At 70.6% G+C, this 16,207-nt stretch carries 12 protein-coding genes; 9 read left to right on the forward strand and 3 right to left on the reverse strand.

The window, feature by feature from the left end; genetic code table 11:
- Window position 1: 1 nt before the first annotated feature.
- Window positions 2-925, forward strand: coding sequence for a LysR family transcriptional regulator (locus tag ACFQVC_RS01535; protein ID WP_381825543.1), 924 nt, complete (start codon window positions 2-4; stop codon window positions 923-925).
- Window positions 926-1,016: 91 nt separating this feature from the next.
- Here the strand turns inward: ACFQVC_RS01535 and treY are convergent, their stop codons facing one another.
- Window positions 1,017-3,491 (reverse strand): malto-oligosyltrehalose synthase, encoded by a 2,475-nt coding sequence (gene treY, locus ACFQVC_RS01540; RefSeq protein ID WP_381825545.1) that lies wholly within the window; start codon window positions 3,489-3,491, stop codon window positions 1,017-1,019.
- An 80-nt stretch (window positions 3,492-3,571) separates the two neighbouring features.
- Between treY and ACFQVC_RS01545 the strand changes: the two genes are divergently transcribed.
- Complete coding sequence (locus ACFQVC_RS01545; RefSeq protein ID WP_381825547.1) at window positions 3,572-4,921, forward strand: MFS transporter; 1,350 nt, start codon at window positions 3,572-3,574, stop codon at window positions 4,919-4,921.
- Window positions 4,922-5,031: 110 nt separating this feature from the next.
- Here the strand turns inward: ACFQVC_RS01545 and glgX are convergent, their stop codons facing one another.
- Window positions 5,032-7,149 carry a glycogen debranching protein GlgX gene (glgX, locus tag ACFQVC_RS01550; RefSeq protein WP_381825549.1) on the reverse strand — a complete coding sequence of 706 codons (2,118 nt, stop codon included), beginning with the start codon at window positions 7,147-7,149 and terminating at the stop codon, window positions 5,032-5,034.
- Window positions 7,150-7,326: 177 nt separating this feature from the next.
- Between glgX and ACFQVC_RS01555 the strand changes: the two genes are divergently transcribed.
- The 4 genes from ACFQVC_RS01555 to ACFQVC_RS01570 all read left to right on the forward strand — a co-directional run bounded on the left by ACFQVC_RS01555 (window position 7,327) and on the right by ACFQVC_RS01570 (window position 11,851).
- Window positions 7,327-8,100: a Tat pathway signal sequence domain protein gene (locus ACFQVC_RS01555; protein WP_381825551.1), complete on the forward strand. Its 774-nt coding sequence runs from the start codon at window positions 7,327-7,329 to the stop codon at window positions 8,098-8,100.
- 142 nt (window positions 8,101-8,242) lie between these two features.
- The gene (locus ACFQVC_RS01560; RefSeq protein ID WP_381825553.1) at window positions 8,243-9,547 is read left to right on the forward strand and encodes a copper amine oxidase; all 1,305 of its coding nucleotides are present in this window, start codon (window positions 8,243-8,245) and stop codon (window positions 9,545-9,547) included.
- Window positions 9,548-9,695: 148 nt separating this feature from the next.
- Window positions 9,696-10,934 (forward strand): SAV2148 family HEPN domain-containing protein, encoded by a 1,239-nt coding sequence (locus ACFQVC_RS01565; protein ID WP_381825555.1) that lies wholly within the window; start codon window positions 9,696-9,698, stop codon window positions 10,932-10,934.
- 203 nt (window positions 10,935-11,137) lie between these two features.
- On the forward strand, window positions 11,138-11,851 hold the full coding sequence (locus tag ACFQVC_RS01570) for a 3'-5' exonuclease (RefSeq protein ID WP_381825557.1): 714 nt from the start codon (window positions 11,138-11,140) through the stop codon (window positions 11,849-11,851).
- A 142-nt stretch (window positions 11,852-11,993) separates the two neighbouring features.
- Here ACFQVC_RS01570 and ACFQVC_RS01575 read toward each other — a convergent pair whose 3' ends face one another.
- The gene (locus ACFQVC_RS01575; RefSeq protein WP_381825559.1) at window positions 11,994-12,848 is read right to left on the reverse strand and encodes a phosphotransferase enzyme family protein; all 855 of its coding nucleotides are present in this window, start codon (window positions 12,846-12,848) and stop codon (window positions 11,994-11,996) included.
- Window positions 12,849-13,032: 184 nt separating this feature from the next.
- Between ACFQVC_RS01575 and ACFQVC_RS01580 the strand changes: the two genes are divergently transcribed.
- Genes ACFQVC_RS01580 through ACFQVC_RS01590 form a run of 3 tightly spaced genes read left to right on the forward strand, consistent with a single transcriptional unit; the run spans window position 13,033 to window position 16,075 of the window.
- Window positions 13,033-13,956 carry a carbohydrate ABC transporter permease gene (locus ACFQVC_RS01580; protein WP_381825561.1) on the forward strand — a complete coding sequence of 308 codons (924 nt, stop codon included), beginning with the start codon at window positions 13,033-13,035 and terminating at the stop codon, window positions 13,954-13,956.
- Entirely contained in the window at window positions 13,956-14,789 is an 834-nt protein-coding gene (locus ACFQVC_RS01585) for a carbohydrate ABC transporter permease (RefSeq protein ID WP_381825563.1), read from the forward strand. Before ACFQVC_RS01580 ends, ACFQVC_RS01585 begins: the two co-directional genes overlap by 1 nt.
- Complete coding sequence (locus tag ACFQVC_RS01590) at window positions 14,789-16,075, forward strand: ABC transporter substrate-binding protein (protein ID WP_381825565.1); 1,287 nt, start codon at window positions 14,789-14,791, stop codon at window positions 16,073-16,075. The genes ACFQVC_RS01585 and ACFQVC_RS01590 overlap by 1 nt, the downstream gene beginning before the upstream one ends.
- The last annotated feature ends 132 nt before the right edge of the window (window positions 16,076-16,207 follow it).

Consider the following 16,207-nt stretch of genomic DNA (forward strand, 5'->3'; position numbering starts at 1 on the left):
CGTGAGTCTGCGACAGATGGAGTACTTCCTCACGGTCGTCGAGGAGTCGTCCTTCACGCGCGCGGCGGAGGCCCTGCATGTCACGCAGCCCGCGCTGTCCCACCAGATCAAGGCCCTGGAGAAGTCCGTCGGCGGCGAGCTCCTGGAGCGCATGGCCCGTGGCGTACGCCTGACTCCCATGGGGCGGGCCTTTCTTCCGCACGCCGAACTCACCGTCCGCAGCGCACAGCAGGCCCAGCGCGCCGCCCGCGCGGCAGCCGGGGCCGAAGGCGGTGAGCTGCATATCGCCGCCCTGCACGCGGTCGCGGTCGGCGTCCTGCCCGAGGTCTTCGCCCGCTGGCACCGCACCCACCCCGGTGTCCAGCTCCTGCTGCACGAATACGGCACCACCGAGGTGCTGGAAGAACAGGTGGAGCGGGGGGTGGCCGATCTCGCCGTGGGCCCGCCCCCGCAGTACTGGACCGGTTCCGTCACCCCTGTCGGCGAGGAGGAGATCGTTCTCGCCGTGCCGTTCGACGACCACCTCGCGGGCCGTACGACGGTCGAGCTCGCCGAACTCGCCGACCGGCCCTGGGTGCGCTGTGCGATGGAGCCCGTCGTCCAAGGGCAGCGTTTTCTCGACTGGGCCTGCGGCCAGGCCGGGTTCGCACCGCGCACGGCGGTGTGGACCGAGCACACGTCGACGGCGGTACGCATGGCCGCGTCCGGCGTCGGCATCGCCACCGCGCCCTCGCACGTGATCCGCGGCGCCGTCGGCGAGGACTGCGTGGTGCTCTCGGTCGAGCCCGCGTGGAAGCGTGCCCTGACGGTTTTCTCGCGCGTCGAGCCGACCGGGGTGGCCGCGGCCTTCGTGGCGCTCCTCCAGGACGTCCTGCCGGCCTTCACGGCGCCGCAGGGCCCATTGAAGGTGTACGAGGACTGCTGACGAGCGGGGCCCGGGGCCCGGGGGAGGGGGTTCGGGAGTCCGGCCGCCGCCCGAGCCCCCGGTGGCCCGGAGGCTTGGGAAGGCGCCCCCCCTACTGCGGCCTTGCCACCAGCAGGGCCACCGGCCGGTGCTCGAAAACCTCCGCCACGCGCGTGTGTCCGCTGAACTCCCGCCCAGGGGTGAGCACATCGACGTACCGTCCCGGCGGCAGCGCAAGCTCCGTGTCGCGCCAGCCGCCGGCTTCGGACAGCCGCAGCGAGAGCCGGGTCACGGCCGTGACAAGGCGTCCCGACGGGCCCGACCGCGCGAAGGCCACACAGTGCGCGGCGCCCGGCCCCCGGGTTTCGAGCGGCTGGTACGCCGCCGACTCGCCGAAGACATCGGGGCGCTCGCGGCGCAGCCGCAGCGCTGCCGTGGTGAGCGCCAACTTCTCGTCGTCCAGGCCTTGCTGGCGGGGAGGCGGCTGGAGGTGCTCGGGGTGCTCGGGGTGCACGGGGAATCCGGGGTGCTGCTGCGGGAAGTGGACGGGGCGCCGGTTGTCCGGGTCGACCAGGGCGCGGAAGACCCGTTCCGTGCCCTGATAGACGTCGGGTACGCCGGGCATCGTCAGATGCAGCAGCGCCGCACCGAGCACATTGGCCCGCACATAGGGGCGCAGTGTTTCGGTGAACTCGGCCACCGCGCGGGCGGGTGTGCCGCACGGTCCTGCCGTGACGAAGGCGCGGAGCGTCTCCTCGTAGACCGGATCGGGTTCGGTCCAGCTCGTGTAGAGGCCCGCCTCGCGTGCGTGCTTGAGCATGGCCTCCCTCAGCCGCTCCGCGTCGGGGCGGCCGAAGCCGACCGCGGTCTGCCACACGGCCCAGGCCGTCTGCGGGTCGGGCGCCCGGCCCGCCTCGGTCCGCCCCGCCTCTTCGGTGACGCGCGCGAGGAAGTCGCCCCACCTTTCGGGACATTCGGTCAGGACGGCGATGCCCGCGCGTACGTCGGCGCTGCGCTTGGTGTCGTGGGTGGACAGGACCGTGGCGGTGGTCGGCCAGTCGCGCTGCACGCGCGTGCAGTAGGCGTGGAACGCGGAGGCGGGCACCGAAGGGCTGCCGGGCTCACCGCCGACCTCGGCGGCCGACAGGAGCGGCACATAGCGGTAGAAGGCGGTGTCCTCGTAGGCCTTGGCGCGCAGCGCGGACGCGGTCTGCGCGAACCGGGCCCGCAGCTCGGCCAGTTCGGGGCCCTCGCCGCCGCGGCCGATGAGCAGCTCACGGACCAGATCCACCGTCTCGGCCTCCTCGGGCACCGTGAAGGCGGCTCGCGCCGGTTCGGCGGCGGTGTCCGTGAGGACCGCCCTGACGGCCTCCCCGGTGCCGTAGGGGCGGTAGACCGGCAGCCGTACGAGAAGTTCGCGCAGCGCGACGCTCAGAGCCCAGGGCGCGTGGTCCCGCAGCGCGGGCACGGTGGCGGCGCAGCGGGCCGCGGCGCGGGTGAGGCGCTCGGTCTCGGCGGCCAGTTCATGCGTGACCACCTTGTACGCCGCGCGGCGCACCGTCGTCTCCCAGTGGCTGCCCCGGTCACTGTCGACGGCGGCGAAGTCGCGGTAACGGCTCAGGAGTTCGGCCGCGCCCGCCGGGTCGGTGAACAGGCCGTCGATGTGGCGCAGCGCGTCATAGCCGGTCGTCCCGGCGACGGGCCAGGCGGCGGGCAGCCGCTCGCCGTCGGCGAGTATCTTCTCGACGACCGTCCAGCGGCCGCCGGCCGCCTCGTGCAGCCGCTGCAGATAGGTCCCGGGGTCGGCGAGCCCGTCGGGGTGGTCGACGCGCAGCCCTTCGATCACGCCCTCGCGCAGCAGCCGCAGCACGGTGGCATGGGTGGCGGCGAAGACGTCCGGGTCCTCCACGCGCACCGCGATCAGGTCCGAAATGGTGAAGAAGCGCCGGTAGTTGAGCTCGGTGCGGGCGAGCCGCCACCAGGTGAGGCGGTACCACTGGGCGTCCAGGAGCTCGGGCAGCGGCAGGTGCGCGGTGCCTTCGCGCACCGGGAACTCATGCTCGTAGTAGCGCAGGACGTCGCCGTCCGCGCGTATCAGGCCCTGGTCCAGTTCGGTGCCGACGCGGTGGCCGAGCACGGGGAGCAGCACACGCCCGCCGCCCGCCTGCCAGTCGATGTCGAACCAGGGCGCATAGGGGGAGTGCGGCCCTTCGCGCAGGACTTCCCAGAGCGCCCGGTTGTAGCGCGGCAGCGCGGCCATGTGGTTGGGCACGATGTCGACGACGAGTCCGAGACCGTGCTCCCGCGCGGTGGCGGACAGGGCGCGCAGCCCTTCCTCGCCGCCGAGTTCGCCCCGCACGCGCGCGTGGTCGACGATGTCGTACCCGTGCGCCGAGCCGGGGGCGGCTTCGAGCACGGGCGACAGATGAAGGTGCGAGATGCCGAGGGCGGCCAGGTAGGGCACAGCGGCCCGGGCGGCGGCGAAGGGGAAGCCGGTATGCAGCTGCAGCCGGTAAGTGGCGGTCGGGGGCGGGAGGGCTCCGGCGGATGCGGGGGTGCCGGCCGTGGCTGTGGGCTCAGGCGTCATGCGAACCTACGTACCCCCTCACCGGCTTTCGTGTCATCAACGCATGCATGTGCCGCGGGCCACGCCAATAGCGTCGAACGATGCAGCAGGGGACCGCGGAAACGACGCAACAGGTAACCGCAGATCAGCATCGGCCGCAGGGGATGTTCGCCGCCTACCGCGAGGTGATCGGGCTTTCCGGGGCGCTGTTGCCGGTGATCTCCTTCCTGGGGCGGCTGCCCACGGCGGTCATCCAGATGGGCAGCGTTCTGCTGGTCACCGAGACCAGCGGGTCGCTCGCCACGGGTGGTGTGGTCGCTTGTGCGCTGGCACTCGGGCAGGTGGCGACGGGGCCGCTCGTCGGCCGTCTCGCGGACCGCCGCGGACAGCGCAATGTCGTGCTCGTGTTCTCGCTCCTGAATGCCGTGGCCATCGCCGTGTTCACCTGGGCGGCGCTCCTGGACGTGGCCACGCCGCTCCTCGTCCTCTTCGGGGCGCTCGCGGGCGCCACGGTGCCGGGGATCGGCCCGCTGGCCCGCGCCCGCCTCGTGGCGCTCGCCCACCGCAAGGGCGCGAAGGACCGTCTCGTCAACGCGGTGATGTCCCTGGAGAGCACGATGGACGAGGTGTCGTTCGTGCTCGGTCCCGCGGCGGTGGGGCTCGCCGCCGTCGCCGGTCATCCGGCTTATGCGGTCGGCCTCGCGGCACTTCTGGCGGGCGTCTGCGGCACCGGTTTTGCCCTGCACCCGACCGCCGCACTGGTGGGGGCGGTCGCAGGGCGTGTCGAGCAGCCACGCGCGCGAGCGGCGGGGGAACGCGCACGCGCGCGTGGCGAACGTTCCGGGATGCCGCGCCAGGTGTACGTGGTCCGTGTCGGCCTCGTACTCGTCGGTGTGCTCCTGGGCGGCTGCGGCGCCGGGATCACCGCGCTCGCCGACGAACTCGGCCGGCCGGACCAGGCAGGCCTCGTGTACGCCGCGATGGGCGTCACGGGCGCGGTGGTCGGCCTGTCCATGGCGGCGGTGCCCGAGCGCATCGGCCTTCACCTCCGGTGGCGGGTGACCACGGCCGCCGCGGCGCTCCTGGTGCTGCCGATGGCATGGACGGACTCCCTGTGGGGCCTGTACATCGCGGTGACGGTGTTCGGCATCGTCTTCGCCCCGAACCTGATCACCGGCTTCGGGCTCACCGAACAGGCCGTGCCGCGCCGGCGCCTGTCCGAAGGCATGACGTTCGCCGTCAGTGCCTTCGTCGCCGGCCAGGCGGTGACGCTCGCCGTGGCCGGCCGGCTCGCCGAGTCCTACGGCCCGGTCGCGGCCTTCGCCGTCGCCAGTGCCGCGGCGGGCCTTGCCTTCGTCGTGGCCCTGCTCGCGCGCCCGTCACGGGACGCGGCCAGGGGCGAGGGCGGGCTCGTCGGCGTGGCCGAGCAACCGGCGCAGCAATCGGCGTGAGGCCTGGCGGCACGGTCGGCGTGTGGGCCGCTGCGGCGCCATGAGGCTCCGTCCCGTACTCCGTTCAGGCGAGTTGCCGCAGCACCGTGAGGCGCCGTCCCGGGCTCCTATCAGGCGGGCCGCTGCAGCACCGTGAGGCTGCGGTCCGGCAGGGTCAGTCGCTCGCCCGCCTTCAGCTTCGGCCCCGTACCCGGCGGCACACCCTCCGCCCGCGCGGTGTCGACCACCACCTGCCACTGCCGTCCGTGGTTGACCGGGACGGTGAACTCGATGGGATCCGGTGATGCGTTGAACATCATCAAGAACGAGTCGTCCTGGATCCGCTCGCCGCGCGGCCCCGGCTCGGAGATCGCATTGCCGTTGAGGAAAACCGTCAGTGCGCGCGCGTGCGAGCGGTTCCAGTCCCGCTGGCGCATCTCCCCGCCGCGCGGAGTGAACCAGGCGATGTCGGACAGCTCGTCGTGGGTGCCTTCGACCGGCCGGCCGTGGAAGAAGCGGCGCCTGCGGAACACCGGATGGTCCCGCCTGAGCCAGGCCATCGCGCGCGTGAAGGCGAGCAGCGGGTCCGGCTCCTCGTCCTGCTCCGGCCAGCGCACCCAGGCCAGTTCGTTGTCCTGGCAGTAGGCGTTGTTGTTGCCGCCCTGGGTGCGGGCGAGCTCGTCGCCGTGGCTGAGCATCGGCACGCCCTGCGACAGCATCAGGGTGGCGATGAAGTTCCGTGCCTGCCGCGCGCGCAGACCAAGGATCTCCGGGTCGTCGCTCTCGCCCTCGGCGCCGCAGTTCCACGACCTGTTGTGACTCTCGCCGTCGTGGTTGTCCTCGCCGTTGGCGTCGTTGTGCTTCTCGTTGTACGACACCAGGTCGCGCAGGGTGAAACCGTCGTGGCAGGTGACGAAGTTGATGGACGCCAGGGGACGCCGTCCGTCGTCCTGATAGAGGTCGGACGAACCGGTCAGGCGGGAGGCGAACTCCGCCAGAGTGCGTGGTTCACCCCGCCACAGATCCCGCACCGTGTCGCGGTACTTGCCGTTCCATTCCGTCCACAGGGGAGGGAAGTTGCCCACTTGGTAGCCGCCCTCGCCGACGTCCCAGGGCTCGGCGATCAGCTTCACCTGGCTGACCACCGGGTCCTGCTGCACCAGGTCGAAGAACGACGAAAGCCGGTCCACTTCGTGGAACTGCCGGGCCAGGGTCGCCGCCAGATCGAAGCGGAAGCCGTCCACATGCATCTCGGTGACCCAGTAGCGCAGCGAGTCCATGATCAGCTGCAGGACGTGCGGCGAGCGCATGAGCAGGGAATTGCCGGTGCCCGTGGTGTCCATGTAGTAGCGGGGGTCGTCCATCAGCCGGTAGTAGGAGGCGTTGTCCAGGCCCCGGAAGGAGAGCGTCGGCCCCAGGTGGTTGCCCTCGGCCGTGTGGTTGTAGACCACGTCGAGGATGACCTCGATGCCCGCTTCGTGCAGGGCCCGCACCGCCTGCTTGAACTCCAGGACCTGCTCGCCCCGGTCGCCCCAGGAGGCATAGGAGTTGTGGGGTGCGAAGAAGCCGATCGTGTTGTAGCCCCAGTAGTTGTTGAGGCCCTGGTCGACCAGTCTGTGATCGTTCACGAACTGGTGCACCGGCATCAACTCCAGGGCGGTGACGCCCAGTTCCGTGAGGTGCTCGATGATCGCCGGATGCGCGAGCGCCGCGTAGGAGCCGCGCAGGTCGTCCGGGAGCGCCGGGTGCAGCATGGTGAGGCCCTTGACGTGCGCCTCATAGATGACGGTTTCGTGGTACGGAGTGCGCGGCGGGCGGTCGTCGGCCCAGTCGAAGAACGGGTTGACCACCACCGACGTCATCATGTGCGGCGCCGAGTCCAGATCGTTGCGCTTGTCGGGCTGCTTGAAGTGGTAGCCGTACACCTCCTCGCCCCAGTCCATGGAGCCGCTCACCGCGCGCGCGTACGGATCGAGCAGCAGCTTCGCCGAGTTGCAGCGCAGCCCGCTCTCGGGTGCGTAAGGGCCGTGCGCCCGGTAGCCGTACCGCTGGCCCGGCATGACGCCGGGCAGGTAGGCATGCCGTACGAACGCGTCGGTCTCTCGCAGCTCCACCGCGGTCTCCGAGCCGTCGTCGTGCAACAGGCACAGCTCGATCCGGTCGGCGGCCTCCGAGTAGACCGCGAAGTTGGTGCCGGCGCCGTCGTACGTCGCGCCGAGTGGGTACGCCTGTCCAGGCCAGACCTGCATGGATAAGACTCTTCCACTTCCGGCCCCATGACTTGGTGCCAGTTGGGGCAGATCTCCTCGAAAGTACGGGAACCTCCCCGGACTTGCGATCGTCTAGCTGGGTGTACAGAAGCTTCGTATACCCACGGATGTGACACCGGATTCGACTTGCACTCATAGGGGGAGTAGGGGGGGAATGTGCGCACAATCCTGCGCAGGCACCTGGGGAAGCTGGTGGCAGGCACGGCGGTGGCACTGACCGGCTCGGCCGTCGCGGTGGCGGTCACGCTGCCCGGCGCCGCGGGGGCCGGTGAGCGTGATGTGAAGACGGCGGCCCGCCAGGCACCGTTGCCCGGCGTCGTGGAAGCGGCGCCCAGTGAAGGGGACAAGGGAGTCGGCACCGACCCGCTGACCACCGCCGAGACCGAGCGCGCCGAGAAGGCCGCGCTGAGCGGTGAGGCCCGTCTGGCCGCCAGGGACGTGGAAGGGGACCGCGGCCCACAGCATCTGTCCACCGACCTGAGCGAACCCGACCCGGCCGACGGCGACGACACGGCACGCCGCGCCGAAATCCTGTACTACGACTACAAGACGGACGAGTTGATCGCCAAGACCGTCAACCTCACCACCGGCAAGGTGGAGACCACCGAGGCCGAGCGCGGCATCCAGCCACCCGCAGTCGCGGCCGAACGCGCCGAGGCGGCCGAGCTGTTGATGGCCGACCCGCTGGGCGCCGACCTCAAGCGGGACTACGAAGACGCGACGGGCAATGCCCTGACCTCGGCAGGACAGCTGCACCTCAATGCCTTCGTCTTCCGCAAGGAGACCGTCGAGCAGGTGCCGCCCGCACTCTCCAAGTGCGGCGAGCACCGGTGCATCCGACTGGTCGCCAAGGTCGTCAACGGCCCCTGGATAGACATCCGGAACCTGGTCATAGACCTGAGCGACCGCAAGGTCACCCGCCTCCCCTGACCGGCCCGAGCGCCTGAGGGCCTGAGACGTCACCGCGCGAGCGCCCGACAGTCGCGCTGCGCCGCGCCGCGTCCAGGCCGTATCCACCATCCCGTGCACTTCTGATACGCCACGTGCGTCCCGTACGAGGGAGTCATCTCGCATGCACGTCAACAGAGTCCGGCGCGCTCACAAGCGCGCCGCGGCGGGTCTCGCGGCCTGTGTGCTGCTCGGCGCCGCCATGACCGCCGCCGGGCCGGCCACGGCCGCACCACAGCAGCAGCCACAGACCGCCCAGCGGGCACCGGGCGCCGCCGCCCCGGACTGCAGCCCCGCCTACCGCATCGAGCAGACCCTCGACGGCGGCACCACCTGGCGCATGTGCTGGCACTACGACAAGTACGCCGGCGTCACCCTCGACAAGATCACCTACCAGCCGAAGGGCGAGCCCAAGCCCATCCCCGTCCTGAACAGCGCCCGTCTCGGCCAGATCCATGTGCCTTACGACGACGGCGAGTTCGAGTACGACGACCTCACCGGCTACGGCTTCGCCGAGGATCTGCAGACGCTGAAGCCCGGCGAGTGCCCCGGCGGGACCATCAAGACCGTCAAGGTCCCGCGCCGGGGCAACGTGAAGGGGCTGTGCACCACCACACGCGCGCGTGGCCATGCCTATCGCATGTCGCCCGAGGGCCGGCCGAGCAAGGTCTGGCAGGCCCAGGGCAAGGACCTGCTCATCTACGCCGTGAACAAGACGTCCTGGTACGAGTACATCACCGAGTGGCGCTTCTCCTCGGACGGCACCATCGCGTCCAACGTCGGCGCCACCGGCAGCCTCTCGCCCGACGACTACGACGGCACGGACGGCCGCGGCTGGCCCATCGGCAAGGGCGCGAGCGACTACGCCGAGAGCCACAGCCACAACGTCTTCTGGCGTCTGGACTTCGGCCTCGACGGCTCCACGCAGTCCAAGGTCGAGCAGTACGACTCCCAGGTGACGCGGGGCAGCGGCGCCCCCAAGACCAAGACCACCCGCACCCCCGTCACCCAGGAGCTCGCCGGTGACGCCAAGGGCATGCGCTGGTGGCGCGTGGTCTCCGGGGCCGGCACGAACAAGGACGGCCACCCGCGCTCGTACGAGATCGCCCCAGGCCACACCGACAAGCACCCCGGCCGTGAGTACACCAACCACGACGTGTACTTCACGCAGTACAAGAAGTGCGAGAAATACGCCACCCACAACAACGTTCCCGGCTGCGGCCCCAAGAGCGTCGACAAGTGGGTGAACGGCCAGACCCTCAAGCACCCGATCACCTGGGTCAACATCGGGTTCCATCACATCGCCCGGGACGAGGACCAGCAGCCGATGCCGGTCCACTGGCAGGGCTTCACACTCGCCCCACGGGATGTGACCGCTATGAATCCGCTCACTCCCGACGACCTCGCCGACGAGAACGGCCGCCCATAGCAAGGGGGTTGAGAAAGGACCCTGTGCATCCGGCTGCACCGCCCGCCGCTCCCGGAGTACCCTTCCTTGATCGTTGAACCGGGGCCCGACCACGCCCCGGACCACAACCCCGGAAGGGGCCCAGGGGGGAGCGGAAGGCGGTGCGCGGGTGAGCTCGGGCGGTCTTGAGCTGCCCCCTGGCGACGAGGGTCGCGAGGGAGGCTCCACCGACGTCCCGCCCTCAGCCGTCTCCCTGGCGCGCCCCATGGAGTCCGCGCAGATCGGCCCCGAACTGGACTGGGGCGCCGACGCCTGGAACGAAGTGCGCACCCGCGCCCAGCGGGCCGGACGCGCCTATATCTGGCTGAACCTGGTGGAGCAGCGGCTGCGCGCGGTCGTCTCCGCGGTGGTGCGCCCCGTCTACGAACCCGTCCACGGCGAGGACTGGGTGGTCGCCGCCGCGGGCCCGGCCGGCCAGGAGTGGGTGCAGCGCGCCGTCGCCGTACGCGAAGTCAGCCGCCGCAAGGGGTACTTGCTCGACCCCGCCGACGACAATGTGCTCAGCTTCCTCACCCTCCCGCAGCTGCGGGAGCTGATGGTGCAGCACTGGCCGTGCTTCGAGCCGTACTTCGACGACCGCCGTGACGTCGAGCTCGCCCTCGACGAGCTGGAGGTCGCCCGCAATGTCGTCTCCCGCAACCGCGCCCTGTCCGAAACCGTCCTGGCCCAGGCCGAACGCGCCTCCGCCCGGCTGCTCGACATGCTCGGCGCCGACTCCGATGTGCCCTCCGCGCGCCGTCTGCCCGTCGACGCCGTCGAGGACCTGGTCGGCGACCGGTACGCGGACGTGGTCGGGGTCCACCCCGACCGGGTGCGGCTGCTCAGACAGTTCCCCGCCGAGGACCTCTTCGGCGGGGCACGCCGCCTGGACGCCGTCGGCATAGGCCTGAACCTCCTCGTCCAGAGCTTCTCCGGACGCCGCCTGGTGCGGCTCGCGGAGACCGGCAGCCGGGTGCGGCTGCTCTTCCTCAACCCGGCGAGCAGCGCGGTCAAGCGCCGCGAACGCGAACTCGGCCTCAAGCGAGGAGAGTTGAGCCGTTCGGTGGAGATGAACATCCTGCATATGCGCCGTGTCCGCTCCCGGCTGCGGGACCCGGGCGCCTTCCAGATCCATGTATTCGACGAGACGCCTCGGTTCACCGCGTACCTCGTCGACGGCGACGGCGCGGACGGCATCGCCGTCGTCCAGTCGTATCTGCGCAGAACCCGCGGCATGGAGGCGCCGGTGCTCGTCCTGCGCGGCGGCGGCCGGGTCGTGAAGGCGGGCGAAAGCGGCGAACAGGGACTCTTCGAGATCTACCGTGAAGAGTTCGAGTCGGTATGGGCCGACTCGCGGCCGGTGTCCTGAGGGCCCGCCCGAGGCCGGCACGGACTCCGCGCGGTGCCCCGTCCGGACTCCGCGCGGTGCCCCGTCCGGACTCCGCACGGCGCCCCGTCCGGACTCCGCACGGCGCCCGCACGGCGGTCAACCGGAACGCGCCCGTCGGATTGTCAGTGGCGCATGGGATCGTGAAGCACACATGGGGGAGAGCACCACGAAGGAGGGCCACGATGGGCTGGCACCAGGAGCTGCTGATCGGCTTCGACCTGGAGACCACCGGCACGGACCCGCGCGAGGCGCGGATCGTCACGGGCGCGCTGGTCGAGGTCAAGGGCGGGGAGCCGATAGGGCGCCGAGAGTGGCTGGCCGACCCGGGCGTGCCCATCCCGCAGGAGGCCGTGGACGTGCACGGCATCAGCAATGAACGCGCACGGGCGGAAGGCCGCCCGGCGGACCAGGTGGCCGACGAACTGGCCCGCGCGCTGACGGGTTACTGGCTGGCGGGCGTCCCGGTCGTGGCGTACAACGCCGCCTTCGACCTGACCCTCCTCACCGCCGAACTCCACCGTTACTCCCTGCCGTCCCTGCGCGAGCGCCTCGGCGGAATCGACCCCGCCCCGGTCATCGACCCCTACACCATCGACCGCGCGGTCGACCGCTTCCGCAAGGGCAAGCGGAATCTGGAGGCGGTCTGCACGGAGTACGGCGTGCCGCTGGACGCCGCTCATGACGCGATGGCCGATGCCCTCGCCGCGGCCCGGGTCGCCTGCGCGATAGCGGTGCGCCACCCCAAGGCCGCCGCCCTCGGCCCCGCGGCCCTGCACCGCCGCCAGATCGAGTGGTACGCGGAGTGGGCGGCCGACTTCCAGAACTTCCTGCGCGCCAAGGGCGATACGACAGCCGTGATCGACGGCACCTGGCCCCTGCGCGCCATATCCGGCTAGGCGCGAGCCCTCACGGGATCGGACCTTCACGGGATCGGACCCTGAGGGGATCGGACCCTCAAGGGGTCGGAAAGGGCATCGCGGGAGCAGGAGGGGCCAGAAGGGGCGGGGCGCCGCAGGGTCCGAAGAGGGCCGCGCGAGGTCAGAAGGGATACCACCGCACCGCGCTGTCCCCGTCCCGCAGTGACGCCACCCGGCGGCGGAACTCGGCCAGCGCCTTGGGATTGGTGGGTGCATGCTGCGCCACCCAGGCGCAGCTGGCCGTCTCCCGCGCCCCGCGCAGCACCGCGCACCCGTCCCACTCACGCACATCCCAGCCGTACGTCGCGATGAAGGACTCGTACGCCTCGGGCGCCAGGCCGTAGCGGTCCCTGGACAGGGCCATGACCACCAGATCGTGCTCACGCAGATCCGAGGAGAACGTCTCGAGGTCCACCAGGACCGGTCCGTCCGGCCCGACATGGATGTTGCGGGGCAGGGCGTCGCCGTGGATCGGGCCCGGCGGCAGGTGCGGTGTGAGCGCCGCGGCCGCCGCGGCGAAGCCGTCCCTGCGCTCGCGCAGATAGTCGGCGTCGCTCTGCTCGATCGCGTCGCCCGCGAGCCGCAGCCAGCGCTCGACGCCGCCGAGCAGTTCCCGGCGCGGAAGACCGAAGGAAGGAGCAGGCAGTGCATGCACCAGACGGATCAGGCCGGCCAGATCCGCGGGCCCGGCCGGCCGCAGCGGAGCGCCGAGGCGATGCCAGAGCGTCACCGGATGGCCGTCGACCAGGCGGGGTTCCGGCTCCGCGGCCCGCACCGCGGGGACCTCGCTGTCCCGCAGCCAGTCCGCGATACGCAGTTCGCGCCGGGCGCGGTCGAGCAGTTCGGCGGCCGGGCGGCCGACCTTGACCACGAGATCGCCGTCGGCGAACACCGCGTTCTCGCCGAGCGCGAGGAGCTCCGCATCATCGGCCAGGCCTGCCCCGGCCAGCACTTCGCGCGCCCGTGCCTCGTCCATTTCCTGCCTCCCACACCACTGCACACGCCCTGTCGGCACCGCCCAGTCTCGCAGCTCGTGCGATCGCATTCGCACAGGCCACAAGGCATGCGCGGGCGCTTGACGTATCAAGGTCACATCAGCACGATGACGGGGGCCGCCTGGGCGGCTATTCCCCACTGAGCCGCCCAAAGGAGCCGATCCCGTGACATTGGCGACCGCAACGAAGCGGTCAGCGAAGCAACCGCCCCCGCGCAGACCGGTGGACCACGGTGCCTGGTTCCTGGTGCTGCCCGCGCTGATCCCCATCCTGGTCCTGAGCGTCGGCCCGCTGCTCTACGGCATCGGGCTCTCCTTCACCGACGCGCAGTCGGGCCGCACCGCCGCGACCCAGTGGATCGGGCTCCTGAACTTCCAGGACCTGCTCCACGACACGCTGTTCTGGGACTCGTTCCGCATCGGCCTGCTGTGGGCCGTCGGGGTCACTGTGCCGCAGTTCTTCCTCGCGCTCGGCCTCGCCCTGCTGCTCAACCAGAACCTCCGGTTCCGCTGGCTGGCACGAGCCCTTGCGATCATCCCGTGGGCGATGCCCGAGGTGGTCGTCGGCATCATGTGGCGGCTCGTCTACCACCCGGACGCGGGCGTGCTCAATGAAACGCTCTCCAACCTGGGCCTGGGAGCAGGCCGTGACTGGCTGACCGGCACCGCCACCGCGCTGTTCGCCGTGATCGTCGTCGGAATCTGGGCCGGTATGCCACAGACGACGGTCGCCCTGCTCGCGGGCCTGCAGAACACCCCGCGCGAACTGCACGAGGCCGCGGCGATGGACGGCGCGGGCGCCTGGCGCCGCTTCCGCACCGTCACCTGGCCGGCCATCAAGCCGGTCGCACTCGCCATCTCGGCGCTCAACTTCATCTGGAACTTCAACTCCTTCGCCCTGGTGTACGTCCTCACCCAGGGCGGCCCCGGCGGCCGCACCCGGCTTCCGATGCTCTTCGCCTACGAAGAGGCGTTCCGCTACGGCCAGTTCGGCTATGCCGCGGCGATGGGCTGCGTGATGGTCGCGGTGATCTCGGTGATCCTCGCGTTCTATCTCGTGGGCCGCCTGAAGGGAGGCGACGAGAGCTGATGCGTACCAGGAAATCCACCCGAGCCGCGCAGTACGTGGCGCTTGCGGCGTATCTCGTCTTCCTCGCCTTCCCATTCGCATGGCTGATCTCCACGGCCTTCAAGCCGGCCAAGGAACTGGGCAGCCTGCACCCCACCTGGATCCCCGAGAACCCCACCCTGCAGAACTTCCGGCAGGCCTTCGACGAGCAGCCGCTGCTCCAGGCCGCGGCCAACTCGCTGATCGTGGCCGTCGGCGCGGCCCTGATCGCGGTGGTGATCGCGACGCCCATGGCCTACGTCATGGCGCGCCACCGCAACCGCCTCGCGAAGGCGGCCACCGGCTGGGTCGTGATCAGCCAGGCCTTCCCCTTCGTTCTGATCATCATCCCCCTCTTCCTGATCCTGAAGAACCTCCACCTGATCAACTCGCTGCTCGGTCTGATCCTGGTGTACGTGGTGTGGGCACTGCCCTTCGCGCTGTGGATGCTGGTGGGCTATGTGCGCGCCGTGCCACCGGAGTTGGAGGAGGCGGCCGCCGTGGACGGGGCGGGCAAGCTGCGCACCCTGGTCTCGGTCACCGCGCCGTTGCTCGCGCCCGGCATCGTGGCGACCTCGATGTTCGCCTTCATCACCGCATGGAACGAGTTCTTCTTCGCGCTCGTCCTGCTGAAGACCCCGGAGAAGCAGACGTTGCCCGTCATCCTGAACCGCTTCATCGGCACCGAGGGCGTGGCCGACCTCGGCCCGCTGGCCGCGGCGGCGTTCCTCGCGACCATCCCCTCGCTCGTGATCTTCGCGCTCATCCAGAAGCGGATCACGGGCGGCATGCTGGCCGGGGCGGTGAAGCACTGATGCGTCTACGCCTTCTCGCCTCGGCCGCCGCCGCACTCGCCCTGCTCCTCACCACGGGCTGCTCCGGCGGCAGCAAGGACGACGACGGCCGGATCACGCTCCAGTTCCAGTCCCTGGCCTGGCAGAAGGAGTCCATCGACGCCAACAAGGAACTGGTGAAGGAGTGGAACGCCGCCCACCCCGACATCCAGGTGAAGTACGTCCAGGGCAGCTGGGACAGCGTGCACGACCAGCTGCTCACCTCCTTCGAGGGCGGTGAGGCGCCGGACATCATCCACGACGCCTCCGACGACCTCGCCGACTTCGCGTACGGCGGCTATCTCGCGGATCTGCGGGAGCTGCTGCCCGCGCGCCTGAAGTCGGACATCGCGCAGCGCAGTTGGGAGACCGCCACCTTCGGCGAGGGGATCTACGGCGTGCCGTTCCTGCAGGAGCCGCGCGTCCTGATCGCCAACGCGAAGTGGCTCAAGGAGTCGGGGGTACGCATTCCCACGCCCGACAAGCCATGGAGCTGGCCCGAGTTCCGGAAGATCACCAAGGAGCTGAGCGGGGACGGAAAGTACGGTGTGGCCTGGCCCTTGAAGGAGCCGGTTTCGGCCACCTTGAACCTGTCGCTGTCCGCGGGCGGCCAGATCTTCCACCGCGGTGCGGACGGCAAGGTGCGGATCCGCTTCGACGAGGGCGACCAGGTGGTGCCGGGCACCATCCATGACCAGGTCAACACCGACAAGAGCGCGTCGAGTTCGACCCTCGGCATGGGAGGCTCGGACACCCTGCCGGGCTTCTTCGGCGGCAAGTACGCGATGGTGCCGCTCGGCTTCTCGTACCGGCAGCAGATCGCCCAGCAGGCGCCGGACGGCTTCGACTGGCAGGTCCTGCCCGCCCCCGCCGGCGCCGACGGCCTCAAGCAGGGGGTCAGTCCCCAGACCCTGTCCGTCGCGGAGGACAGCCCGCACAAGAAGGAGGCGATGGCGTTCATCGACTTCCTGCTGCGGCCGCCGAACATGGTGCGTCTGGCCCAGGGCGACTGGATGCTGCCGACCGGCACCGAGGCCCTGAAGGCCCCGGCTCTGCACAGCGAGAAGAACGACTGGGCCACGGGCACGGCACTGGCCGGACAGCTGAGATCGGCGCCCGCCCAGTCGGTGCGCGGCTATCCGGAGTGGAAGGACAAGGTGGCGACCCCGGCACTGCAGGAGTACTACAGCGGCGCGATCGACGCCGACGAGCTGAAGAAGCGGCTGGTGGAGGACGGGAATCTGGTGCTTGCGCGGTATCAGCGCTGAGGCGTTCATGATCAGCGCTGAGGCGTTCATGAACCGGTGGGCTCCCGTCGGCCGGTGAGTTCGAGCGGGTCTGGCGGGCGGTGACTTCCGGCGGGTCGGGCGGGCCCGCCGGGACGGTTCGTCTCGTCATTG

It is taken from the genome of Streptomyces monticola, from assembly GCF_042665355.1.
Lineage (GTDB): Bacteria > Actinomycetota > Actinomycetes > Streptomycetales > Streptomycetaceae > Streptomyces > Streptomyces monticola.

Coding starts and splice junctions, on each gene's coding strand:
- ACFQVC_RS01585 (WP_381825563.1), top strand. CDS start 13,956: ATGCGTACCAGGAAATCCACCCGAGCCGCGCAGTACGTGGCGCTTGCG.
- ACFQVC_RS01575 (WP_381825559.1), bottom strand. CDS start 12,848: ATGGACGAGGCACGGGCGCGCGAAGTGCTGGCCGGGGCAGGCCTGGCC.
- ACFQVC_RS01560 (WP_381825553.1), top strand. CDS start 8,243: ATGCACGTCAACAGAGTCCGGCGCGCTCACAAGCGCGCCGCGGCGGGT.
- glgX (WP_381825549.1), bottom strand. CDS start 7,149: ATGCAGGTCTGGCCTGGACAGGCGTACCCACTCGGCGCGACGTACGAC.
- ACFQVC_RS01570 (WP_381825557.1), top strand. CDS start 11,138: ATGGGCTGGCACCAGGAGCTGCTGATCGGCTTCGACCTGGAGACCACC.
- treY (WP_381825545.1), bottom strand. CDS start 3,491: ATGACGCCTGAGCCCACAGCCACGGCCGGCACCCCCGCATCCGCCGGA.
- ACFQVC_RS01590 (WP_381825565.1), top strand. CDS start 14,789: ATGCGTCTACGCCTTCTCGCCTCGGCCGCCGCCGCACTCGCCCTGCTC.
- ACFQVC_RS01545 (WP_381825547.1), top strand. CDS start 3,572: ATGCAGCAGGGGACCGCGGAAACGACGCAACAGGTAACCGCAGATCAG.